23 protein-coding genes are annotated in these 24208 nt (G+C 33.9%); 14 read left to right on the top strand and 9 right to left on the bottom strand.

What is annotated here, in order from left to right:
• Positions 1–520 precede the first annotated feature (520 nt).
• The 6 genes from NCC77_RS22560 to NCC77_RS22585 form a co-directional block, all read right to left on the bottom strand.
• The gene (locus tag NCC77_RS22560; protein ID WP_250837573.1) at positions 521–1957 is read right to left on the bottom strand and encodes a serine hydrolase; all 1437 of its coding nucleotides are present in this window, start codon (positions 1955–1957) and stop codon (positions 521–523) included.
• 126 nt (positions 1958–2083) lie between these two features.
• Positions 2084–3220, bottom strand: coding sequence for a helix-turn-helix domain-containing protein (locus tag NCC77_RS22565; protein ID WP_250837574.1), 1137 nt, complete (start codon positions 3218–3220; stop codon positions 2084–2086).
• A 91-nt stretch (positions 3221–3311) separates the two neighbouring features.
• A complete protein-coding gene (locus NCC77_RS22570) occupies positions 3312–3812 on the bottom strand; it encodes a GNAT family N-acetyltransferase (RefSeq protein WP_250837575.1) in 501 nt (166 codons plus the stop codon).
• A gap of 127 nt (positions 3813–3939) precedes the next feature.
• Positions 3940–4308, bottom strand: coding sequence for a hypothetical protein (locus NCC77_RS22575; protein WP_250837576.1), 369 nt, complete (start codon positions 4306–4308; stop codon positions 3940–3942).
• Positions 4309–4355: 47 nt separating this feature from the next.
• Positions 4356–5051: a LytR/AlgR family response regulator transcription factor gene (locus tag NCC77_RS22580; protein ID WP_250837577.1), complete on the bottom strand. Its 696-nt coding sequence runs from the start codon at positions 5049–5051 to the stop codon at positions 4356–4358.
• Positions 5048–6070, bottom strand: coding sequence for a sensor histidine kinase (locus NCC77_RS22585; RefSeq protein WP_250837578.1), 1023 nt, complete (start codon positions 6068–6070; stop codon positions 5048–5050). Before NCC77_RS22585 ends, NCC77_RS22580 begins: the two co-directional genes overlap by 4 nt.
• Positions 6071–6211: 141 nt before the next feature.
• Here NCC77_RS22585 and NCC77_RS22590 point away from each other — a divergent pair, with 141 nt between their 5' ends.
• Complete coding sequence (locus tag NCC77_RS22590) at positions 6212–8599, top strand: outer membrane beta-barrel family protein (RefSeq protein ID WP_250837579.1); 2388 nt, start codon at positions 6212–6214, stop codon at positions 8597–8599.
• 21 nt (positions 8600–8620) lie between these two features.
• Here NCC77_RS22590 and NCC77_RS22595 read toward each other — a convergent pair whose 3' ends face one another.
• Positions 8621–8986, bottom strand: a complete 366-nt coding sequence (locus NCC77_RS22595; protein ID WP_250837580.1) for a hypothetical protein — start codon at positions 8984–8986, stop codon at positions 8621–8623.
• A gap of 166 nt (positions 8987–9152) precedes the next feature.
• Between NCC77_RS22595 and NCC77_RS22600 the strand changes: the two genes are divergently transcribed.
• Both NCC77_RS22600 and NCC77_RS22605 read left to right on the top strand, forming a co-directional pair.
• Positions 9153–9740 carry a TetR/AcrR family transcriptional regulator gene (locus NCC77_RS22600; RefSeq protein ID WP_250837581.1) on the top strand — a complete coding sequence of 196 codons (588 nt, stop codon included), beginning with the start codon at positions 9153–9155 and terminating at the stop codon, positions 9738–9740.
• Positions 9741–9808: 68 nt separating this feature from the next.
• Complete coding sequence (locus NCC77_RS22605) at positions 9809–10618, top strand: SDR family NAD(P)-dependent oxidoreductase (RefSeq protein ID WP_250837582.1); 810 nt, start codon at positions 9809–9811, stop codon at positions 10616–10618.
• Positions 10619–10692: 74 nt separating this feature from the next.
• Here NCC77_RS22605 and NCC77_RS22610 read toward each other — a convergent pair whose 3' ends face one another.
• Complete coding sequence (locus NCC77_RS22610) at positions 10693–11424, bottom strand: beta/alpha barrel domain-containing protein (RefSeq protein WP_250837583.1); 732 nt, start codon at positions 11422–11424, stop codon at positions 10693–10695.
• 371 nt (positions 11425–11795) lie between these two features.
• Here NCC77_RS22610 and NCC77_RS22615 point away from each other — a divergent pair, with 371 nt between their 5' ends.
• The 6 genes from NCC77_RS22615 (at position 11796) to NCC77_RS22640 (ending at position 18791) form a co-directional block, all read left to right on the top strand.
• Positions 11796–12695, top strand: coding sequence for a carbohydrate kinase family protein (locus NCC77_RS22615; protein WP_250837584.1), 900 nt, complete (start codon positions 11796–11798; stop codon positions 12693–12695).
• 161 nt (positions 12696–12856) lie between these two features.
• Positions 12857–15034 carry an HAD-IIB family hydrolase gene (locus NCC77_RS22620; RefSeq protein WP_250837585.1) on the top strand — a complete coding sequence of 726 codons (2178 nt, stop codon included), beginning with the start codon at positions 12857–12859 and terminating at the stop codon, positions 15032–15034.
• Between the two features lie 209 nt (positions 15035–15243).
• Positions 15244–16755 (top strand): glycoside hydrolase family protein, encoded by a 1512-nt coding sequence (locus NCC77_RS22625; protein WP_250837586.1) that lies wholly within the window; start codon positions 15244–15246, stop codon positions 16753–16755.
• 12 nt (positions 16756–16767) lie between these two features.
• Entirely contained in the window at positions 16768–17283 is a 516-nt protein-coding gene (locus NCC77_RS22630) for a PPC domain-containing DNA-binding protein (protein WP_250837587.1), read from the top strand.
• A 151-nt stretch (positions 17284–17434) separates the two neighbouring features.
• On the top strand, positions 17435–18025 hold the full coding sequence (locus NCC77_RS22635) for a Crp/Fnr family transcriptional regulator (RefSeq protein ID WP_250837588.1): 591 nt from the start codon (positions 17435–17437) through the stop codon (positions 18023–18025).
• A gap of 76 nt (positions 18026–18101) precedes the next feature.
• Positions 18102–18791 (top strand): CPBP family intramembrane glutamic endopeptidase, encoded by a 690-nt coding sequence (locus NCC77_RS22640; protein WP_250837589.1) that lies wholly within the window; start codon positions 18102–18104, stop codon positions 18789–18791.
• Positions 18792–19075: 284 nt separating this feature from the next.
• Here NCC77_RS22640 and NCC77_RS22645 read toward each other — a convergent pair whose 3' ends face one another.
• Positions 19076–19432, bottom strand: a complete 357-nt coding sequence (locus NCC77_RS22645) for a hypothetical protein (protein WP_250837590.1) — start codon at positions 19430–19432, stop codon at positions 19076–19078.
• Positions 19433–19603: 171 nt separating this feature from the next.
• Between NCC77_RS22645 and NCC77_RS22650 the strand changes: the two genes are divergently transcribed.
• The 5 genes from NCC77_RS22650 to NCC77_RS22670 are packed head-to-tail and all read left to right on the top strand — an operon-like array spanning position 19604 to position 24208.
• Positions 19604–20731: an NAD(P)/FAD-dependent oxidoreductase gene (locus NCC77_RS22650; protein WP_250837591.1), complete on the top strand. Its 1128-nt coding sequence runs from the start codon at positions 19604–19606 to the stop codon at positions 20729–20731.
• The gene (locus NCC77_RS22655) at positions 20732–21445 is read left to right on the top strand and encodes a methyltransferase domain-containing protein (protein WP_250837592.1); all 714 of its coding nucleotides are present in this window, start codon (positions 20732–20734) and stop codon (positions 21443–21445) included.
• Positions 21442–22494 (top strand): type III polyketide synthase, encoded by a 1053-nt coding sequence (locus tag NCC77_RS22660; protein ID WP_250837593.1) that lies wholly within the window; start codon positions 21442–21444, stop codon positions 22492–22494. The genes NCC77_RS22655 and NCC77_RS22660 overlap by 4 nt, the downstream gene beginning before the upstream one ends.
• 11 nt (positions 22495–22505) lie before the next feature.
• The gene (locus NCC77_RS22665; protein WP_250837594.1) at positions 22506–22943 is read left to right on the top strand and encodes a 3-hydroxyacyl-ACP dehydratase FabZ family protein; all 438 of its coding nucleotides are present in this window, start codon (positions 22506–22508) and stop codon (positions 22941–22943) included.
• A complete protein-coding gene (locus tag NCC77_RS22670) occupies positions 22940–24208 on the top strand; it encodes a beta-ketoacyl-[acyl-carrier-protein] synthase family protein (protein ID WP_250837595.1) in 1269 nt (422 codons plus the stop codon). The genes NCC77_RS22665 and NCC77_RS22670 overlap by 4 nt, the downstream gene beginning before the upstream one ends.

Below are 24208 nucleotides of genomic sequence, written 5' to 3' on the forward strand. Positions count from 1 at the left end.
AATTAAATAAAATACAAATACACTTGTTAATATATTTTATAATACAATCTTCTATAAAATTTTTGCAAATTGATTTAGATGTATTTTAAAATCATAATCACGGTATCATTAATAAAAATTTGTCAGATTTTATTTCGATGTAAATATATTAATTCTATCAAATTAATCAAATTTAAAATACAATTAATTCAATATTCTATCCAGCTGGAAGAACTAACAATATCTTAAAGAAATAAATCAATTTTGAACTTCAGTCCAACGACATTTTAGGATTTAAATTTCCTCAACAAATTAGAACGTAAAATAGCAGCGAAACCACAACCCTTACCAATAATTCTACTAATCTTATTTAATCCTTAGAAATAAATTGTCCCTAAATAATCTTCTCATTCCCCCGTCACCAGTTAAAATCAAAAATAAAAATAAGTCTGATAAAAAAGATAAAAATTATAACTAACTAAAAGTACAAGAGGGAATTCAATAATTCCCTCTTGTGATAAAAGCCAAGTTTATGCCATGACTAATTATTTACTTTTATTTTCTCGATTTTCTCTATCATTTTTTCTGCGTTTCCGTTTGTTCCGCCAAGTTTTATTGCTTTTGCATAGCTGTTTAATGCCAAATCGTACTGCTTATTAACATAATAGGCTTCACCTAAACTGTCAAACAGATTGGCATTTGCAGAAAACTCTTTTGTTGCCAATTTAAATATCTCTATTGCCCCATTAGTTTTTCCGGCTCTTAGTAGTTCATATCCTAATGCATTGAGTTCGCTCGGATTCCCAAAACTGTATTCCTTCTCAGAATTTTTTTTGATCAGATAGTATGCCTCGATGCCTTTCTCCGCATCATTAAGTGCTTCCTTTCTGATAGCCAAATGAATAGATTTTTTAGGAATTTCGTATTCCTTTCCTAACATTAGGTTGTGGATGCTGTGGCCCAGATCCCAAACCCTATTCAGATTATTGGACAATAGGATTATCGTTATCTTATTTTTAAAATCGTTTAAGAAAATAGATTCAAATTTATACGATACCCCATTGTGCCTCTGCAGCTCGTCCTTTTCAAAATATCTACCAAGCGATCCGCCTTCGTCGACTGCATATGGGTTTTCTAGCAGTGTATGAAAGGATTTCTCGGATATCAGACGGTTGCTATTCATTTCTTCAATCCATTTATAAAGATCATTTGTATCCGTCCAGAGCCATCCGCTAATAAATTCCAATTCTGGACATCTCGCATTATCCAAATCGTAACAAGACGTTCGATTTTTATAACCAGATTTCGGATCAAATACCGAGTTTGTCATTTTCAGCGGTCCAACTATATTTTTAAGAACAAATTCCTGGTATGGCATTCCGGATACCTTTTCAATAATTCGTCTCTGTAAAAACACATTGCTATTGTCATACCTGTAGGCAGTTCCGGGCTCAAACAGCAAACTGTCGCTGTTTCTCAATATTTTCCAAGCCTCTTCGTCATTTTTAGGCACTATGGGGTCAATTCTGGCAATGCCGCTAGCATAATTGATAAGATGCCTTATCGTAACTTTTTCTGACCATTTCGGCAGTCCCAAATCAAATTTGGATATCTTGTCATCAAGATTAAGAAGTCCGCGTTCAGCTAGAATCATTATTGAAACGGCATTAAATTCCTTTGCGATAGAGCCAATATTGAATATTGAATTGTCGCTTAGGGGAGTCTTCTTGGTTTCATCGGTAAAACCGAATGATTTCTGATAGATAATTTTATCATTTTTTATGATAAGCACGTTCCCATTAAATAGCCCTCTTTCATAGGACGTTGCCATTAGGGAATCAATTTGGCTGAAAACGGTTGACTGTCGTAGGATAGAATTTTGAGGTTTCTTCTTCGCTTCTTTAACTTCGCTTGATTTTTGGGCAGAAAGCACATTTGCAGATAAAATGGCTGCCAATAATAAAAACTTGATCTTCATTTTTAATAAATTTTTCGGAGATAGAATTTTGATTGATTGTCTAAAACTTTCTGCAAATATGCTTTAAAAAGCTTCAATACGCGACCGATTAAAAAAAGTCGAACCCTTTTCTTTGAAAAAAATGGATTAATTCGGGTCTTTTCTAAAATCAGTTGGAGTTTTTCCGGTATATTTTTTAAAAGAAGAGCTAAACGACGATTTGGAATTGAAACCTACCTTATAGAGAATTTCAAGAATGGTAAGCTCTTTCTGCAGAGGATCTTTTAGAATTTCTTTAGCTTTTTCAATCCTATACTCATTTACGAAATCGAAAAAGCGCTTATCCATATATAGGTTAATCAGCGCAGACAAATCTTTAACGGGCATTTTCAATTGTTCAGCCAAATCCTGGATCGTCAATGAAGAATCCAAGTAAGGTTCCTTTTCAATCATAAAATCTTTCAAGGATTCTATTTGCCTATTTTTTTCCTCATCTATTGCAGGAGGCGATTTCTGTTTCGAGACAGCATCTGCAATAGGTTTAAACTGAGAATTGATGCCCCTGAAAAACTCTGGATTATTTAACGCAGCAAACAGATACCAGCAAGTGCAGAATAAAAACGCAAACCCATCAAGGGTCACAACCCAAGCTCTTACTTCTCCCAAACCAAAGATAAAAGTAACCAGCCACCTTAAAAGCACTATAAAATGCAAAGCATAATATAGAATTGTTACTCTATAAAGCGCATTAAGCAAAGAGATATCCGGATTCGTATAATTCTCGAGATAGACGGTTTTAGCTTTTTTAACCGCCAAAAATGAAGCGATAAAATAAACTTGAAATAAAATTTCGAAAAGAAAATAAAAAAACTGCATGACAGGCGTCTGATTCATAGCGTTTATGAAACTCACTTTTGCAGCTCTATCTTCAAAATATATCCCCGTCATCATATACAGATTGAAAGCGGCAAACGGAATGGCATGCAGTAAATGCTTCGGTTTCAATCGAAATCCAGAAAAACAGATCGACAATACATAGAGATAAAAAGAGGCTGGAGCCAAATAGTTGATGCTCCATCGAAATGCTTCGAGATTGATGTAATTAACAGGGAAATCACGCATTAAAAATTTCAATGCATCTACAGCACATGCAAAAAGAAAAAAGGCAAGAAGACAATTTGCCAATTTATATTTTGTCTTAACGGTAAACAGAAATAAGGCAAGAAACAGCACCAAAAATATTCCTATAAGTGCCGCTATTTCCAAAAAGCTGTATCTGTCCATAGTTTTTTAACTTAGGCGCAATTTAAAATTTAAATGGGAAAGTCTAAAAAAGTAGGGATGATTTTATCCAAATTTTAAAAATAAAATGAAACTACAATCTCTCTATCTTAAAATAAGCAAGCTCCTCCTCGTTTCTTATCAGATTGTTTAATCGTTTAAACCCAACTTTTTGCAGCACATTTTGCGATCCAACATTCTCAAGATCTGTTATGGCTACAACTTCATTTGTCTTTGTATTTTCAAAACTATACTGAGTCATAGCCCTGCATACTTCTGTGGCAATACCTTTTCCCCAGTATGCTCTGCTAAGCACATACCCGATCTCTATCTGATCTGTATTGTGTACAAAAATGCGGGCAACACACATTCCTATAAAACTATTATCGAGAGGGTCGAATATTGCCCAACGGCTGAGATTTTTGTTTTTATAATTTTCTTGAAGTTCGTTAAACATTTCGGCACATCTTTCTGGTGAAGTATCAGGAAGATATTGCGTCACCTGCTTGTCTATAAAAAGATCAAAGAATGTCTGTTTTTCTTCAGGCAAAAATTCGCGGATAATTATTCTAGGGCTTTGATAAATAATATGCATTGGTAGTGTTAATATAAATGAGTTCTAAGCTGTTTTCTAAATTAGTAACAGAATTTTTCTTTTGTAAATATATCGAAATTTTTAAATCACAAATAACATTCGCTGATTAGAGGGATCAAAACAAAAATTAAAAATAGTCCGAATCTTTCATCCAGGTTATTTGATCATCTTCATGAAATATGGGACAAAGAATTATACTTTTATCTCCTTTCTCATTGATAATGTACCAATCTGTAGTAGTATCAACTATTAAATCAAGATATTTTTTTTCCTCTTCTGATTGAGCCAAAACCAAATCATCATCCTCAACTCCTTCTCCCAATAAAATGCTATCTTTTATAGAGAATTTTATATAGTCTGCTAAATGTTCATTTTCAGACGACTCTGCCAAATAATCAAATTTAAACGAAATATCTCCTGAACTCCTCATATCCCAGTTGGTTTCAACAATCGATCCGATATTAAGATCCCTCCAGTACAATTCGAATTTCTTCATTTCTTTTTTATTTTATTTTAATTCTCTATTTACAAAACATTATAAACTCACACCAACCACTCACTAACCAACTTTCTATACGTCTCTCCTATTGGCAATGCATTACCGCTTTTCATTAGAATTTGATTTCCATCAATAACCTTAATTTTATCCTTTGGAATAATATACGAACGATGAATTCGAATAAACTGATTAGGAAGTTTCTCCAAAATATCTTTCATATTCTCCAATGCCATGATCTTTTCGTCATTCGTATGAATTCGGATATAATCTCGTAATCCTTCAATATATAAAATATCGTTTAGAGCAATTTTATAGTGCTTTCGGTCCGCTTTTACAAATAGAAAATCATCACCCGCTTTTTCAGTAGTTTGAAAGGTTTCCTGCCAGCGAATGAACTTTTCTACACTTTGATAAAAACGATTAAAAGTAATGGGTTTTAATAAATAATCAATAACATGAAATTGAAAAGCTTCAAGCGCATATTGTGGATAAGCCGATGTAATGATAAAATTATATTTCTGATTGAACATCTGCATCAATTCAATTCCAGTTAATTGCGGCATCTGGATATCAATAAAAATCAAATCGACCGATTCTGTATTTAAAACTTCAATCGCTTTAAAGACATCGCTGTCGGCATATAGAACATTTAACCTTGAAATTTTAGAAGCGTAATCGGCAATTAATTTGACAGCAAACGGCTCGTCATCCAGAATAATGCAGTTTATTTTTTTAGTCATTTTAAATCTATTTCTAATTCAGCCGTAAAATGTTTTTCCTCTTTGGTGATTTTAATTTTGTTCTTTTCGGGATAATGAATCTCTAAACGCTTTTGCAAATTATCCAATCCGATTCCGCCCAAACTGTCTTTTTTCTGCATTCCGATTTTATTCTTCACTTTAAAAATCAATTTTTCAGATGAAACTTTTAGCTGAATTTCTATGGGTTCTGAGTCTGAAACTTCTCCGTGCTTTAACGCATTTTCTACCAAAGGTGACAAAATGTATGGCGGAATTTCTTCAAATTCATTTTTGATTTCGACATTCAAATCAACTCGAACATTTTCCTGATGTCTCAATTGTTCGAGTTCAATATACGCTTTTATATAATCAACTTCGTCTGATAATTTAATCTTTTCTTTCTGAGATTCGTACGTTGTAAAACGCATAATCTGGCTCAATTTATCAATCGCAGTCAAAGACTTATCTGATTGAAAATAAACCATGGAGTAAATGTTATTTAAAGTATTAAATACAAAGTGAGGATTAATCTGTGCTTTCAAGAATTTGATTTCGGTATTCTTATTTTCTTCCAGAATAAGCTTGTTATATTCTAAAAGACGGATGGAATAAATAACAAACCAAAGAAACGAACTCAAAATAATCGCCATACTGCTGTAATGCAAATTGTCGAGCATATAATTCAGAAAATTAACATCGGTATAATTTACTTTATCAAATAAAAGTTTGGTTACAATTTGCTCAAAAAAGAATCTCAGAAAAGTAAAAACGAGATACGAAACAAAAACTCCTGCAAAAAGCCTTTTCCATTTAAAAGCCTTAAAAACCGTTTTCATTACGATCAAATAATTAAAATAGAACGTAATAATAAAAACGATAAAGTAAGTACAAAGAAAAAGATCAGGTACAGAAAATTGTCTTCCAATCGGGTTTTTCACGAAAGTGAAATAGAAAATTAAAATCCAATAAATAAGATGAATTATACATTCTAGTTTTTTGGTAACGGTTCCTTTATACATTCGGTATATTTTTAAAACAAAGATATACATTCAATAAAAAGCTTTTTAACGGGTTTGCAGATTAATCGAAGGGGTTTGTCGATAAAAGTGGTTTTTGGGTTTTAATTCTAACAGTTTTGCCCTGTAATTAAAATCCAAACCATGAACAGAATTATTTTAGTATCAGTCTTATTTCTATTTCAAATTAACGTATTTGCCCAACAATATTTAGTAAAAGGAAAAATCATCAATCAGAACAAAACACCGCTTGAATTTGCAACGGCAACTTTATTAAAAGCAGATAAAATCTTGTACAAACAAACTTCAACTGATAGTTTAGGTAACTTTATTTTAAGTACTGAAAATGGAAATTATAGATTAATCATCGAACAATTTGGAACTGAATTTAGCAACAAAGAAATAATCGTAAATCAAGATCTTGATTTAGGAATAATTGAAGTGAAAGAATTGGTGCAATTAGATGGCGTGACTGTAAAATCAAGAAAAAAATTGGTAGAACAAAAAGTAGATCGTTTGGTTTTTAATGTCGAAAACTCTGTTGTTGCAACTGGTGGAACTGCTTTGGATGCTTTAAAATCTACCCCAACAGTGAGAGTTCAGAACGAAACAATTTCTATTGTTGGAAAAGGAGAAGTTTTGGTTATGATTGATGATCGTTTAAATAAAATGACTCAGGAAGATCTTGTTGCATTTCTAAGATCGATTCCCGCAGATAACATTAAAAGTATTGAAGTAATTACAACGCCTCCAGCAAAATATGAAGCGGAAGGAAATAGTGGTTTGATCAATATTAAATTGAAAACTGCTAAAGCGAATTCGTGGACCGCTAATCTCGGAACTACTTATACTCAAAGAAGTTATGCAAGCGGAAACATAAACGGATTATTTATATACAATTACAATAAACTTTCGCTTCAAGCTTCAATCAATAAAGGAACAGACCAATTTCGCACGACTTCAGATAACCGAATTTATTATCCTAATGAAGTTTGGAAGCAAGATATTGCAACCAAATCAAAAACAAATTTATTAAGCATTGGTTTTGGTGCCGATTATAAGATGACTGAAAATTGGACTTCTGGAGTAAAATATTTAGGAAGTTTTAATGACAGAAATTCAGCAAATAATCCGCTCACAACTCGTTACAATACTGCGGGAGAAATCAATTCTTATGTATTGTCTCATGTAAATGCACGGAACAAACCGCAGATGAATTCGGTAAACTGGAATAACGTTTTTAATTTAAATAATGAAGGGGAAAACATTACAGTAGATTTGGATTATTTTGACTACCAAAAAGACGATTCACGTGCATTTTCTGGAAATGAAATGGATAATCAGAAAGAAAATATTCCTGGAACTTATTTTGCAGCAATTAATTCTAATTTAAACCGATTGAAAAATTATTCTGCAAAAATAGATGTTTCTATTCCTTATTCTTGGGCGAATATTAGCTTTGGCGGAAAAGGATTTTATACGAATACTAAAAATAATTTAACGGTTTTTGACAACGAAACTGGAACTCCAATTCTGGACACCAATTATTCTAATATATTCACGTACAAAGAATACAACGAGGCAATCTATTTTTCTGCGAATAAAAAATTGAACGAAAAATGGGAAACGCAAATAGGTTTAAGAACCGAAGCAACACAAACAGAAGGCTATTCTGAAAACCTAGATCAAACTAACAAAAACAACTATATCAAATTGTTTCCAACCGCTTATGTAACTTACAATGCAAACGATAACAATTCGTATTCTTTCAATTACAGCCGAAGAATCCGCAGACCTGATTTTGATTATTTAAATCCGTTTGTGATTAGAACAAGTCCGTTTTATTATTCTGAAGGAAATCCGTTTTTGAAGCCTTCTATTATAGACAATTTACAATTCTCTTATATTCGCAATCAAAAATGGGTAAATAATGTTTATTTCTCTCAAGTTTCTGATTTTGGGCAAGAATTAGCAATTGTCGATCCCGAAACCAATATCACTAAAAGTACGCCAATCAATTACGCCGACACTTACCAAATCGGTCTTTCAACGTATTACAATTTCAATAAATATTCTTGGTGGAACAGCTTTATGGGATTCAATCTAAATTATCAAAATGTAAAATCGAGAACCAATTTAATTGCTTCTGTAGATGGTTACAATGGTTATATTTACACCAATAATGATTTCACAGTAAATCAATCTAAAACTCTTTTTCTGGGTTTAAATTATGGTTTGCAATTGCCAGGACGCTATCAGGTTTTTAATATTTCGACTTTGAATATTTTGGATGTTTCAGTGAAATTTCTAGCTTTAAAAAAGAATCTTTCGATTACTTTAACGGGAGAAGATTTATTGAATGCACAAAAGCCTTTAATTTCTTATTATTCAAACGGAATTAAAAATACAATGAAAAATTATGGAGATTCAAGAGCTTTTAGAATTGCTTTAAGCTACAAATTCGGAAACCAAAGTGTAAAATCTAAAGAGAGAAACTTTGGAAATGAAGATGAAAGGAATAGAGCGAATTAAGAAACAAAAAAAGCTTTACAATTACGATTGTAGAGCTTTCATATCTATCATCCAAGTTATTCCATCATCTTCATGAAACATCGGACAAAGAATTATTTTTTTCTCTCCTTTCTCATTAATAAGGTACCAATCTGTAGTATTAATTAAATCAAGAAATTCTCTTTCTCCTATTTCAGCCATTTTATCATTAACTTCCTCGTCTCCTTCTTCTATAAGAATACTAACTTGTATAGAATGTTTAATAAAATCTGCAAGATGTTTATTTTCAGTAAGCTCAGCTAAATAATCAAACTTATAGGTAATTATTCCAAAATCCCTCATATCAAAGTAGGTTTTAACAATAGATCCTATATTAAGATCTCTCCAGTACGATTCGAATTTTTTCATTTCTTAGCTTTAGATTGTAGAATTACCTCAAACAAATATAGAGAAATGACTTCCTAATTTATAATATGTTTAAAAACATTTCGGTATTCTAAATTAAAAAAATCAATTAAAAATTTGCATATATGACCAATCGGTCATATATTTGCATCGTTAAATACAACCTATCATGACAAAAGGTGAAGAAACCAGACAATTTATTATAGAAAAAGCCGCTCCTATTTTTAACACAAAAGGAATTGCAGCAACTTCTATGAGCGATATTATGGAGGCAACCAAACTGTCTAAAGGAAGCATGTACGTTCATTTTGAAAACAAAGATGTTTTAGCTTGTGCCGCCGTAGATCATAATATGAAAATACTAAGTTCTAAACTGGAAATGGCACTTAGAGATGGAAAAAGTGCCAAAGATCAGCTTTTTGCCTATATCGAGTTTTTTAGTAATCCGATCAATCCACCGGTAATTGGCGGATGTCCTTTGCTAAACTTTGGAACCGAAGCCGACGACACCAACCCGATTGTGAAAGAAAAAGTAAACACCGCTATCAAACGTGGACAGCAGCTTTTAACTTCGATTATAGAAAAAGGAATCGCTAATAAAGAATTTGATCCTGAATGGAATGCATCAGAATTTGCCATCGCGCTTTTTGCCATGCTTGAAGGAGGCCATTTAATGTCCCGTATGTCTGGCAATAACGATAATATGAAAACAATAGAAAAAACGCTTAAAAAAATTATATCTGAAAAATTGATATAATTTTTTTTATCCTAAAAGTGACCGATTGGTCATTTTTTTAAAATTAATTAATTATAAAAACAAATACCATGTCAAAAACAATTTTAATTACAGGAGCTTCAAAAGGATTTGGAAGAGCTTGGGCAGAAGCTTTTTTAGCTAAAGGATACAATGTAGCAGGAACTGCTAGAAACCTTGAAACCTTAAACGATTTAAAAGAAAAATACGGAAATGCGATTTTACCTTTAAAATTGGATGTAAATAACCGTCAAGAATCACTAGAAGTGGTTCAAAAAGTAAAACAACATTTCGGAACAATTGATGTTTTGATCAATAATGCAGGTTACGCACTTACAGGCGCAGTGGAAGAAGCAAGCGAAAGCGAAGCTAGAGAACAATTTGAAACGAATTTCTTTGGTACATTATGGCTAACTCAAGCCGTGCTTCCTATTATGAGAGAGCAAAAAAACGGTCATATTATTCAAGTTTCATCAATTTTAGGATTGGCAACATTACCAACTGCAATGGGACTTTACAGTGCTTCTAAATTTGCTGTAGAAGGTTTAAGTGAAACGTTAGCATCTGAAGTAAAACAATTCGGAATCAACGTAACTTTATTAGAACCAAACGGATATGAATCAAATATCTGGCATACTGGAATTACCAGCGAAAGTTTACCTTATTATGACGAAATCAAAAAAGCTCTGGCTGAGAGAGAAAACATATTCGGTAAAGTGCAGGCAACAGCTCCAGCAGTTGTGAATTTGGTCGAATCAGAAAATCCGCCATTACGATTGTTGCTAGGAAAAGTAGCGTTACCATTCGTAAAACAAAGCTATGAGCAAAGATTAGAAAACTGGGAAAAATGGAATGACGTTTCAGTTGAAGCTCATGGTTAATTAGTTTCCAATTTAAAATAAGAAAGGCAATCGTATGAGATTGCCTTTCTTATTTTATCTGCTTTATTATCAAATCAAAAATTGCCAAACGTATTTCGATATTTATCCATCACGGTTTTGAACAAATCCTTATTGGATGGTGGCGAAAGCACAATTGCTTTTGAGCCCGAATGAATAGATTCTTCAATATTGTTTAGACTTTTCCCTCCAGTTGCCATTACAGGAAAATCGGGAAATTTAGCCGTAATTTCTTTTACAATTTTAGCAGTATGTGATCCTCCAGAAACATGGAAAACATTTACTCCTGCATCGATTTTTCCTTTTAAAAAATCATAATCAGATGAAGCAACAGTTGCTACAATCGGTATTGCAATTTTTTCTCTTATTTTTTTGATGTCCTTATTTTCAAACGGAATATTTACAATAATTCCCGATGCACCTGCTTCTTCCGCATAAATTGCCATTTCTACCGACTTCTTCCCTTTAGTTGTTCCGCCTCCAACACCACAGACAACAGGTTTTCCAGAGAAATCTATCAGCGTTTTGATTATTTTAGGTGATGGTGGAAAAGGATAAACCGCCAAAATAGCATCGGCATCATTATTTTCAATAAGCGCCATATCTGTCGAAAAAAGGAAAGATTTTAAATTTTCGTTTTTTAGCAACAAACCTTGACAATTTTGGCCAATAATCTCTGGTGTAGTCAGTGCTTTACTTACGGTTTTATTTCTTCTGAATAATCGATCCCAGAGAGAGATTTTCTTCTTATTTCCCCAAAATGAATCTGAAATTAAATTGATTTCCATGGTCTTGATTTTTTGCATTATGACCAAATTTAGGATATTGAAATTTATTTTTTTTATAAAATAAATGCGAAAAATTACATTTTGTAATGAGTTGGGAAAAATTTGTAGTGAAATGAAATCTGCCTATTAGTTTAATGGGATTTCTAATCTAGGAAACCCCTGATTCTTTTCATCTTCAATTAAATTATAATTTTACAAAACAGGGCTATATCGTAAACAAATAAAAATCAAAGCCTTATGATTTGCAAAGTGAACAGATTGTTATGATTTTTAGATTTGGGTTGCAGAAACCGTTATTCTTTTTTATTTTTATGAAATCGCGTGAAACTCTAATCACTCGATTTAATATTTACAAATAAGAGAAAATTAAAATGAGCAACGACAAAAAACTAAAAGCTGTCGCTTTCGGAGAAGTACTTTGGGATATTTTTGGCAATGAAAAAAAAATTGGTGGAGCGCCATTAAATGTAGCGCTTCGCATGAAAGCCTTAGGCGTTGATTCTAATATGATTAGCTGTGTAGGAAATGATGCAGATGGGGAGGAAATTATAAACGAAGTCAGCAAACTAGGTCTAGAAACAAATACTATTTTGAGATCGGATGATTTCCCGACAGGATTGGTAAATGTAACTTTAGACGAAAGCAAATCGGCTACTTATGAGATTCTTTATCCTTCGGCTTGGGACAAAATTATCCTAAACGAAGAAACGAGAGAATTAGTCGTAAACTCAGATGTTTTAATTTATGGAAGTTTGGTCTGCAGAGATGAAGTTTCTAGAAAAGCATTAGAAGAATTACTCCACACACATACTTATAAGGTTTTTGATGTCAATCTTCGAAAACCACACTATGATTACGAAATTCTACAGCACTTAATGCAGGCAGCAAATTTCATCAAATTTAATGATGAAGAGCTAATGGAAATAAGTGCTGCATTAGATTCTCCTTACAATACTTTAGAAGAAAACATGAACTTCATTTGCTCTTTAACCAATGCTACAGCAATCTGTGTAACAAGAGGAAAAGATGGAGCTTTACTTTTATGGGATAAGCACCTTTACGAAAACGAAGGTTATACCGTAAAAGTTGAAGATACAGTTGGTGCAGGAGATTCCTTTTTAGGAGCTTTGGTCACGTCACTTTTAAATGGAAAAGAACCGCAAGCTGCCTTAAATTTTGCTTGTGCTACAGGCGCTTTAGTCGCCGGATCTGCAGGTGGAAATCCCGAAATTTCAATCTTTGACATTGAAAATCTGATCAATAAAAACTAAAAGAAAAAACTACAGCCTGATTCAAAAAATCAGGCTTTTTTTATACTTAAAACATTCGTATCCTTATAAAAACATGGGAAATATATAAATTTAAAATGTAATTATTTCTTCCTAATCGATAGAAGCGCTGTAACTTGCATTTTTAAAATAATTAATGAAGAATGATGAAAAAATTACGAATTTCTCTTATCAATATACACGGACTTTTGAAAGGTTCTGGTCTCGAAATCGGTCGAGATGCTGACAACGGAGGTCAGACCAAATACATATACGAACTAGCAGAATTTTTATCGCAACATGAAGATGTAGAACACGTTCATCTTTTTACGAGATTAATAGATGATCCCGCTCTTTCACCAGAATACGCCGTACCTATAGAAATTATTAATGATAAATTGGACATAAGGCGAATTCCGTTTCTGGGGAAAAAATATAAAGCAAAAGAACAGCTTTGGGAAGGTCTTGATACTTTTGTGAACGGAGCGATGCAACACATCAAACAACACAATATTTTCCCAGATTGGATTCACTCGCACTACGCAGACGCTGGATATGCCGCAGCCGAATTATCAGCCGTTTTAAACATTCCTTTTGCCCATACAGGACATTCTTTAGGATTCTACAAAAAGAAAAAACTAATTGAAAGCGGAGAAACGGAAGAAGAACTGGAAAAAAAGTACAAATTTAAAGCCAGAATCGCCGCCGAAGAAAGAACATTAGAACTCGCAGAGTTTATTGTCACTTCTACCGAACAGGAAATTGAAACCTACAAAGCATACAAAAACTTCGAATTAGGAAAATACCACGCCATTTCTCCTGGAATTGACACCCGAAAATTTGTTCCTTATTATTATCAGGAAAATGATTCGGACAAACATATGGAAGAAGCACAACGAAAATACTGGGTTGCCGAAAGCATTTCTAAATTTTTAACCAATCCGCATAAGCCTATAATTCTGGCACTTTCAAGACCTGACCGTCATAAAAACTTGAACACTTTAATTGAAGTTTACGGAAAAGACAAAGAACTCCAAAGCATAGCCAATCTGGTCATTTTTGCGGGTATAAGAAAAGACATTGCCAAAATGCCAGAATCTGAAAAGAACGTTTTAACAGATCTGCTTCTTTTGATGGATAAATACGATTTGTACGGAAAAATGGCCATTCCGAAGAAACATGATGTTGAAAATGAAGTATCGATTATCTATCGTTATGCCGCAGAAAAAAGAGGTGTTTTTGTGAATTTAGCTTTGCATGAAAACTTCGGCTTGACCGTAATAGAATCGGCTAGTTCTGGGCTTCCTGTTGTGGTAACCAAAAATGGTGGACCTTCAGAAATTATTCCGGTTTGTCAAAACGGAGAATTGGTAAATCCACAAGAAGAAAGCCAAATTAAAAAAGCGCTACGCAATATTCTGACCGATGAAAATAAATGGAAATATTATTCGAATAATGGAGCGATCAATATTCAGAAACATTACAGCTGGGTTAGCCACGTCAATCATTATGTAGATATAATTAATGAAAACCTGTCTGTTTCCTCGACTGGAATTAAAAAACAGCATTATCCAAATATCAATATCGACCGATTAAAAAGAAAAATCGATCACATACTGGTTTCAGATATTGACGGCACTTTAATAGAACCAAAACTTGCAAATCCAGGTTTAAAAGAATTAAAAGCTCATTTAACCAATCGCACCGATAAAATGGCTTTTGCAATGGCTTCTGGACGCAATTTGGAACTCGTAAAAAAAGTAATTGACGAAGAAGAATTCCCTCTACCCGATTTCATTATCTGTTCGGTGGGAACTGAAATCTATTATACAAACGGAAAGGATTATATTCTAGATAAAGGTTGGGCCAAGTTTCTCTCTGGAAGATGGAAAAGAGACGAAATTGTCAATAAACTGAAAGACATAAAATGGATTAAACTACAGGAAGAAGAAGCGCAAAACCCTTTTAAAATCTCTTATTACTATGATAAAGAACATTACGATCATGATGAGTTAATTCAAGTTTTAGGGACTGGATGGTACAAAGTCAATATTATTCCAAGTCACGGTCAGTTTTTAGATTTTATTCCGAAGAGAGCTTCTAAAGGAAATGCTATTAAATTTTTATGCCGAAAATGGTCGATTCCTTTAGGAAATGTAATTGCCGCGGGAGATTCTGGAAATGATGTTGATATGTTTAGAGGTCCAGTGAAAGGAATTATTGTCGGAAATCGAAGTTCTGAACTTGCCGATTACGAAACAACCAAAAATATTTATGTTGCTAAAAATTCAGCTTCAGAGGGAATTTTGGAAGGTTTAAAACATTATAAAGTTATAAAATAAGCTTTGTTGAGTTTAAAATTCTAAACACATAGAAACATAGATCTATAACGTGAATTAGAAAGAGTATTAAAAGAAACTAGTTTCTAACACATAGAGCTATGTGTTTTATTATTAGTAAAATGCCTTTCTAGACAAAGTAAAGCTATGATTCTATGTGTTTAAAAAAATAAAAAAAAGAAATATACTAACAGTTTAAAATAAATAATAAAATGTATTCAGGTTCAGGATTTAGCAACTGGGAAATTGGAGATGTTGATGTATTTATAGATGAAAAAGGAATCCATCATTTATTTCATTTAATCATTCCAAATCACGATTATATCGCTCATGCCATTTCAAAAGATGGTCTTTCGTGGAAACGAGTAAAAAATGCCTTATTTGTTGGCGATCCCGGAGAATGGGATGATGATATGTTATGGACGATGCATATCAGCAAAAAATCGGACGGCGAAGGTTATGAAATGTATTATACAGGTCTTAAACGCCAAGATAAGGGAATCGAACAAAAAGTAGGAAGAGCAATTTCTACCGATTTGCTTACTTGGAAAAAAGAAAATCTATACGGACTTCCGTTTAAAAGTGAAGCGCCACATTATGAGGGCAAGAATAATAATCCACGTCAATGGATAAGCTTTCGTGACCCATTTAAATACCAATACAAAGGAGAAGATTATTTGCTAATCTGCGCCCGAAGTGCCTCTGGACCAACATACCGAAGAGGCTGTATTGGTGTAGCAAAAAGAGAAAAAGAAGGATACGTGCTTCAAAAACCGCTTCACATTCCGTATGTGTATGATGATGTAGAATGCCCGTGTGTGTTTGAAATAAAAGGAACGCATTATCTTTTGGGATCTATTAGAGAAGATATCAAAATCCGTTATTGGTCTTCTCCAGAATTTAGAGCAGAATATTCTGCGTTTCACAACAATGTACTCATGCCACAAGGAAACTATGCCGCAAGAGTAGTTAAAGATGGAAAACATTTCTTGGTTTACAATTTCTATTTTGCAGATGGAAATGTCAATACGCATCGTGTGATTCCGCCACCAAAAGAATTGGATGTCGATAAGAGCGGAAGACTTCTTTTGAAAAGCTATTATTATTGGCAAAAACTGTATCAAAAAACCATACTTCAAAAAGATTTGCCTCTTCCCTTACCTATTTTAGGAAATCCCACAGCAGAATTTATCTTGGAAAATGAAAACAAATGGCGATTTGGATGCCGAAGCGGTTATGAAATTTATGGTTTCGAAAAACCATCAAACGATTTTGTTTGGGAAGGCACATTGTCTGTTGAAGGAATGGGAAAAACGGGCTTTGTAATTGAATGTGATAAAGAAGGAACGGGATATTATATTTCGATTGATTTTATGAATGGTTTCGTGCAGTTTAGAGCTTGGGGATTCAATGAAAAGGATGTGAAGAATAATTTTATCTTTGAAAACATCCAAACCAATCAGTTTGAAATTAGTGAAGAAAAACAGATTTCCTTTAAAATTATCCGCTACGGAAATTATTATGAACTTTCGATAAATGACATTGTAAAACTGACTTTATTGGATTTTAAATACAACGAAGGAAAGGTCGGAATTTATGTCTGTTCGGCTGTAATTTCGATAAGCGATTCTAAAATTCATGTCATTCCAGAACCAGAAAATGAGTACGCAGCTTCTGATCCTGAAAAATATGATAATGAATTACAACCCAATTCTCTAATCTAAATACTTATGAATATGCAATCCCTTAAAATCGGTATGACATTAATGCTTTTACTGACTCTCAATTTTGCTAATGCCCAACAGAAAGATGCTGAAAAATGCCGTTATACCAAAACGCCTCAAGGTTATCTGATGGTTCTTCGCGAAGGCGATAATGTTTTGGAACTAATTGAAAAATTAGCCAAAGAGCAAAATATTCCGTCAGCAAATTTTACCGGAATTGGTTTTGCACAAGATGCCACTTTTGGATTTTATGATTTCAACCAAAAGAAATTCCACCCCAAAACTTTCAATAAAGTAGAAATGGGAAGCATTACTGGATCTATTGCTTGGAGTGGCGACAAACCTTCGATACACATGCACGGCGTTGCAACCGATGATAAATTTGATGCTTACGGCGGCCATATTCTTGGACTGAAAGTTGGAACAGGATCAATGGAAATTTATATCACTGTAAATCCTGAAAAACTAGAAAGAAAAATAGAACAGCCATTGAATGCAAATGTTTTACAATTGCCTTGTTTGAAGTAAATTTTTACCGTCTTAAACTTTGTCAAAGTTTGGAACTTTGATAAAGTTGTCTTAACAGTCGTCACAAAAATATGCATAACAGGATAATAGAGCTATTTTTATTTTGAAAGATAAAACCTATATTGGCATTCCAAACTGATAATTAAAAAAAATGCCATTAAGTCCTTCTCCAGAAGATGTAAAACGAGTTTTCGAAAATTACTTTACTGCCGATATGAATATCTGGACGGGATTTTCGGAAAAAATTAGAGTCCGTGAATTTGACAAATCTGAAATTATAAAAGATTATCACGGTGTCGAAAAATACCTTAATATCATCATTAAAGGATCTGCAGGATTATTTGTTTGGGATGGCAAAAGAGATATTTGCATTAATCTTCTTTACGAAAATAGTTTTATTAGCGATTATATGTCTTTCCTAAATCAGCAGCCTTCTGTTATTAAGACCGAAGCTTTAGAAGATGTTACGCTTTGGTCTATTTCTCATCAAGATTTAAATGAATTGTACCAAAGATCGGAAACGGGTTTGCGAATCGGAAAAGCTATTTCTGAAATGCTTTACGTGCGTAAACAGCAAGAACAAATTAATCTATTGACGCTTTCTCCGCAAGAACGTTATTTAAAACTTATAGAAGGGCGTCCAGAAATTTTTCAAAGAACACCACTTAAAATCATCGCTTCCTATTTGGGATTAACGGCCGAAAGTTTAAGCCGAATTCGAAAAAGAGTTATGGAAAAATGATTTCTTACCCAAAGTCAATTTTATTCTCATTTTCACGCCCTAAGTTTGCTTCACTAAACCAAACAAATTTAAAACGATGAAAAATAAAATCAACTTTGGCGCTATTATAGTTTATTATATAATTGCTGTAATCTGCAGATATGCAGCGGTTAAAACCAATTTATTATCTGGAATAGAAAATCCGTATTTAGCCATCTTGCTGCGCGGTGTTGGTCCTGCTTTAGGAGCTTGGGCTGCAATAAAAATATTCTCGCTTCATAATCCGATGTCATTAAAAGGAACTTATAAAATTACTCTAGTTCCATTTGCCGTTTATTGGATTCTTCCAGCCGTTTTAATTGCAAGTGTTTATTACTTTACAATTGGCAAATTCCCAATTTTATTAATGTTTACGGTTTTGGCTTACGGACTTTTAGAAGAAATCGGTTGGCGTGGATTTTTACAAGAACAATTAAAATCGCTTCCTAAATTTACTTCGATATTGATTATTGCTATACTTTGGTTTGCATGGCATTTAAACTTCGAAATAACGCCAAGCAATATGATTTTCTTCGGAATCATTTTCTTCGGAAGTTGGGGAATCGGAAAAGTATATACTTCTACAGGATCATTATTGGCAGTTGCGGGCGTACATTCGCTAAACAATTTCTTCCGTAATGGCTTGCACGAAACAGAACTTACTTTAATCGTAATTTTATTAGTAATATGGGTTGGTTTTATTATTCTTTATAACAGAAAATATAAAACTGTAGTAAATCCTGCATAGACTTTAAACCCCAAACTTTGTCAAAGTTTAAAACTTTGACTTCAACAAACCTTTATCTTCAATAAAATAACCACAATCATTGTCATTTCGACGAAGGAGAAATCTCCACAAGTAGCTCCGCAACGAAAATCCAATCTTTGTCGAGCTTCTCGCGGAGATTTCTCCTTCGTCGAAATGACAAAAATGTGAAAACCAACTTTATAATTTATCTTTCCTCGAAGTTCTTTACACCCACTTTGACAAAGTTGACTCCCAATTTAATACGTGTTAAAAATTATTCTCCCTTAATTTAACCGTTCTGTAGTTTCCATTCTCAAACAATGTTCACTTCCTAAATACAAAGGATCTCCATGTTTCTCAGACCAAAATCCGTCTAAAACATCTTTTGTAATGCATCTATAAACCGCAACTCCTTTATAGGTTTTATGGTCATCTCCTTTATAACTGAAATTAATTACCAGAATATTATCTTTAAAGAAACCCGTTCCTTTTTGTTTGTGCGAGTTGATAATCCAATCTGCTTTTATGCGATTGTTTTGATCTAAAGTCAACGTCAAAACACCTTGGTATGTGATCTCATTGCTTTCGTCCTGATTGCTTCCAGAAATGGAATAAGTGCCTACTAAATCTTGTATTGTCATTTATTTAATGCGCTATTTTTTGGCAAAAGTAAAAATTATCTTTTAAATCAATTTTCTCCCATTTTTTGTAATAATAACTCATTGTAAGCTTTTAAAATAAAAGTTGAAATTTTGTTAATTTCTTATGGAATTAAGTAAGAACATTTAAGTTTTTATGATTAAATTGGTTGTATGAGAACAAATCCTGACGTACTTATTATTGGAGGCGGTCTTGCTGGTCTGGCAAGCGCTTTACACTTATCCAAAAAAGGATTGAAGGTCATTCTTATCGAAAAAAACACCTATCCAAAACATAAAGTCTGCGGAGAATATATCTCAAATGAAATCTTGCCTTACTTATTTTGGTTGGATTTAGATGTTAGGGAACTTCACCCAACCAGTATTTCTAATTTTGAATTTACAGCCCAAAACGGAACAACGGCAAAAACTAAACTTCCACTGGGCGGTTTCGGAATCAGCCGTTATGCATTGGATAATTTCTTGTTTGAAAAAGCAACCGAAAATGGCTGTACCATTATAACCGATCACGTCTCCCATATTTCTTTTGAAAATGACATTTTTACTGTAACTACTTCTGAAGAAATTCTTTCATCAAAAATAGTTTTAGGCGCTTACGGCAAAAGATCGAATATTGATCAGGTTTTGTCTCGAGATTTTATTGCTAAAAAATCACCTTGGCTAGCCGTAAAAGGACATTACAAAGGAAATTTTGATGAAAGTCTTGTGGCTTTGTACAATTTTCAAGGCGGTTATTGCGGCGTTTCAAAAGTTGAAAACGACGTTATCAATATTTGCTATTTAGCCGATTTTGATACTTTTAAAAAATACAAAAACATCGAAGAGTACCAAAAAGCGGTGCTTTATAAAAATAAAAAATTGAAAGGGATTTTTGAAAACAGCACTTCCCTATTCGAAAAGCCTTTAACGATCAGTCAGATTTCATTCGATAAAAAAGAACCTGTAGAAAATCACATTTTAATGATTGGAGATACTGCAGGATTAATTCATCCCATGTGCGGCAACGGCATGGCAATGGCAATTCATAGCGCTAAAATAGCTTCTGAGCTTGTGCTTGATTTTTATTATGGAAAAATAGAATCGAGAAGCGAATTTGAAAAAGAATACATTAAAGAATGGAAAAAACATTTTAGCAGAAGATTATTCTTTGGTAGAATTTTAGCCAAAGCGCTGACCCATAAAAATCTGACTCATATAATGACAACAGTTGCAGCATCCATTCCTGCTTTACTATCGTTCGTTATAAAACAAACGCATGGACGACCAATAACAATTGAATAAATGGGTGTAAACACAAAATATAGAACAGAAGAGACAGAAATTATGGACGATTTTTCGCTTCAAAGCGAAGAGCTTATTGGCGCGTTAGATCAAATTGCTTCTATTAATCAATTGCTTGGCGGAAATAAACTCACGCTTCATGGCATAAAAGAACTTTTAAAAAAAACGGATACTTCTCAAACCATTACCATTGCCGATATTGGATGCGGAAATGGAGACATGCTGAGAATGCTCGCCAAATATGGAAAAAAGCGAAATCTCAAGTTCAAATTAATTGGAATCGATGCCAATGCTTTTACAATTGATTATGCGAAGAACCTTTCCAAAGATTTTCCAAATATTGAATATAGTTGCATGGATATTTTTACCGAAGATTTCAATCAGTTAAGATATGATATTGTTTTGTGCACATTAACGCTGCATCATTTTACAACCAATCAAATTGCAGAACTAATCCATATTTTAAACCAAAATGCTTCAATTGGAATTGTCGTAAATGATCTTCATAGAAGCAAAATTGCATATCGATTGTTTGAGCTCACAAGCGTTGTTTTCAATCTCAATACGATGTCGCGAAACGATGGTTTGATTTCTATTTTAAAGGGATTCAAAAAAAACGAATTGGAGGATTTCTCCAAAAAACTAAATCTAAAAAACTATTCCATAAACTGGAAATGGGCCTTTCGCTACCAGTGGATAATTACTAAAATATGAGTGTAAAGATAATCACAGCTGTTAAACAGCTTCCGCAATATTCTCGAACGACCGAAGAAATACTTCCGCTTATAGACGTATGGCTTGAAGGTCAGGATGAACGTTTTATTAAAAAAGTAAAAAAGATATTTGAAGGCGCTTCTGTAGACAAACGTTATTCTATCATGGAACCTTCAGAAGTTTTTACCGCGACTTCATTTGAAGAAAAAAATGATATTTATAGCCGTGAAATGATTGTTCTCGGACATCAAGTTCTCGAAAAAGCATTAGAAAAAACAGGCTGGGATCCTCAGAGTTTAGATTATATTATTACGGTAAGCTGTACTGGAATTATGATTCCTTCGCTTGACGCTTATCTGATTAATAAAATGAAATTAAGACAAGATATTGTTCGTCTTCCTGTAACCGAAATGGGCTGTGCAGCAGGAATTTCTGGAATTATTTATGCGAAGAATTTTCTAAAATCGAATCCCGGAAAACGTGCTGCAGTAATAGCGGTAGAATCGCCAACGGCAACTTTTCAGCTCGATGATTTCTCCATGCCGAATATTGTAAGCGCTGCTATTTTTGGAGATGGCGCGGCTTGCTGTTTATTGTCTTCAAAAGAAGAAGATGCTGGTCCTGAAATTCTCGACGAACAGATGTATCATTTTTATGATGCCGAACATATGATGGGCTTTAAATTAACCAACGGCGGACTGCAAATGGTGCTCGATATTGAAGTTCCAGATACCATTGCTTCTCATTTTGGTGACATCATTCATCCTTTTTTAAAACAGAATAATCTTGAAATTAAAGATATTGACCACATGATTTTTCATCCTGGCGGAAAAAAAATCGTAACAACGGTTGAATCACTTTTTTTCGGATTGGAAAAAAATATTGATGACACTAAAGAGATTCTAAAACAATACGGCAATATGTCGAGCGCTACGGTTTTGTATGTTTTAGAGAACATTATGAATCGAAATCCGAAAAAAGGAGAAAAAGGTTTAATGCTGAGTTTTGGCCCAGGATTTTCGGCACAAAGAGTTTTATTGCAATGGTAATTTAAAAGCTTATGAAATTAACTGATATTATAAAACAGCTTCCATACAGCGAACCTTTTTTGTTTGTAGATGAATTGCTTCACGCAGATGAAAATGGCGTAACTGGAACTTATACGTTCAAAGAAAATCTTGACTTTTATAAAGGCCATTTCAAAAACAATCCGGTTACACCAGGCGTTATTTTAACTGAAACAATGGCTCAGATCGGAATGGTTTGCTTGGGAATTTTTCTATTGGGAAATGAATTGGGAGAAAACACCGTGATTGCCTTCACATCTGCCGATATGGAGTTTTTGAAACCCGTTTATCCAAATGAAAAAGTGACGGTAACTTCGGAGAAATTGTTCTTTCGTTTTGGAAAATTAAAATGCAATGCGGTAATGAAAAACGAAGCTGGACAAGAAGTTTGTAGAGGCGTTCTGGCAGGAATGATAACAAAGAGGTTATGAAAAAACGAGTCGTTATAACAGGTCTTGGAGTTGCAGCGCCAAATGGTGTTGGAATTCCTGCGTTTACTCATGCGCTGCAGAATGGCATTTCGGGTATTCGTCATGATTCTCAGCTGGAAGAATTGCAATTTTCTTGTCAGATTGTGGGTCAGCCGCAAATATCTGAAGAGTTGAAAGCACAATATTTTACAGAACTCGAACTTCGCGGATTTAACAGCACAGGAATTTTATACGGCGTTATTGCGGGTATGGAAGCTTGGAACAACGCAGGATTGCCCATTAATGAAAAACCAGATTGGGATAGCGGTGCCATCTTTGGAGCTGGAACTTCTGGAATTGATAAATTTCGTGAAAGCATTTATAAAATTGATGAACTGCAAGTTCGAAGATTAGGAAGCACCGTTGTTGCACAAACGATGAACAGCGGTGTAAGCGCTTATCTTGGAGGTAAAATCGGATTAGGAAATCAGGTAACGACCAATTCATCTGCGTGTACTACGGGAACTGAATCCATATTAATGGCTTACGACCGCATACAATCTGGACAAGCAAAACGAATATTAGCGGGAAGCACTTCTGACAGCGGTCCCTATATTTGGGGAGGATTTGACGCGCTTCGTGTCTGTTCTTCTAAGTATAATGACAATCCCGAAGAAGGTTCAAGACCTATGAGCGCTTCTGCTGCCGGATTTGTTCCTGGAAGCGGTGCAGGAGCTTTTGTAATTGAAGATTTGGAAAGCGCTTTAGAACGCAACGCTACCATTTATGCCGAAATTCTGGGCGGAAATGTTAATTCTGGAGGGCAGCGCGACGGCGGAAGCATGACAGCGCCAAACAGTATAGCTGTGCAAAGATGTATTAAAACTGCTATTGCAAATGCCAGAATCCATCCCAATGAAATTGATGCTATAAACGGACATTTAACAGCAACAACAAAAGACAGTCTGGAGATTGAAAACTGGAAAAAAGCCTTGGAACGAAGCGGTTTTGACTTTCCGTATATTAATTCGCTGAAAAGCTTAACTGGACATTGTTTGAGTGCTTCTGGAAGTATTGAAAGTGTTGCTGCAGTTTTACAGCTTCATGAAGGTTTTGTGTTTGGAAATAAAAACTGCTCTGATCTTCACCCCGAAATCGCTACATTGATTGATCCTTCAAAAGCACTTTTAGAAACTATTAAAAATAACCCAAAAATAATTGCAAAAGCCAGTTTTGGTTTTGGCGATGTTAACGCATGCGTAATATTTAAAAAATTCGAAAATTAA

Source organism: Flavobacterium tyrosinilyticum, from assembly GCF_023656565.1.
Lineage (GTDB): Bacteria > Bacteroidota > Bacteroidia > Flavobacteriales > Flavobacteriaceae > Flavobacterium > Flavobacterium tyrosinilyticum.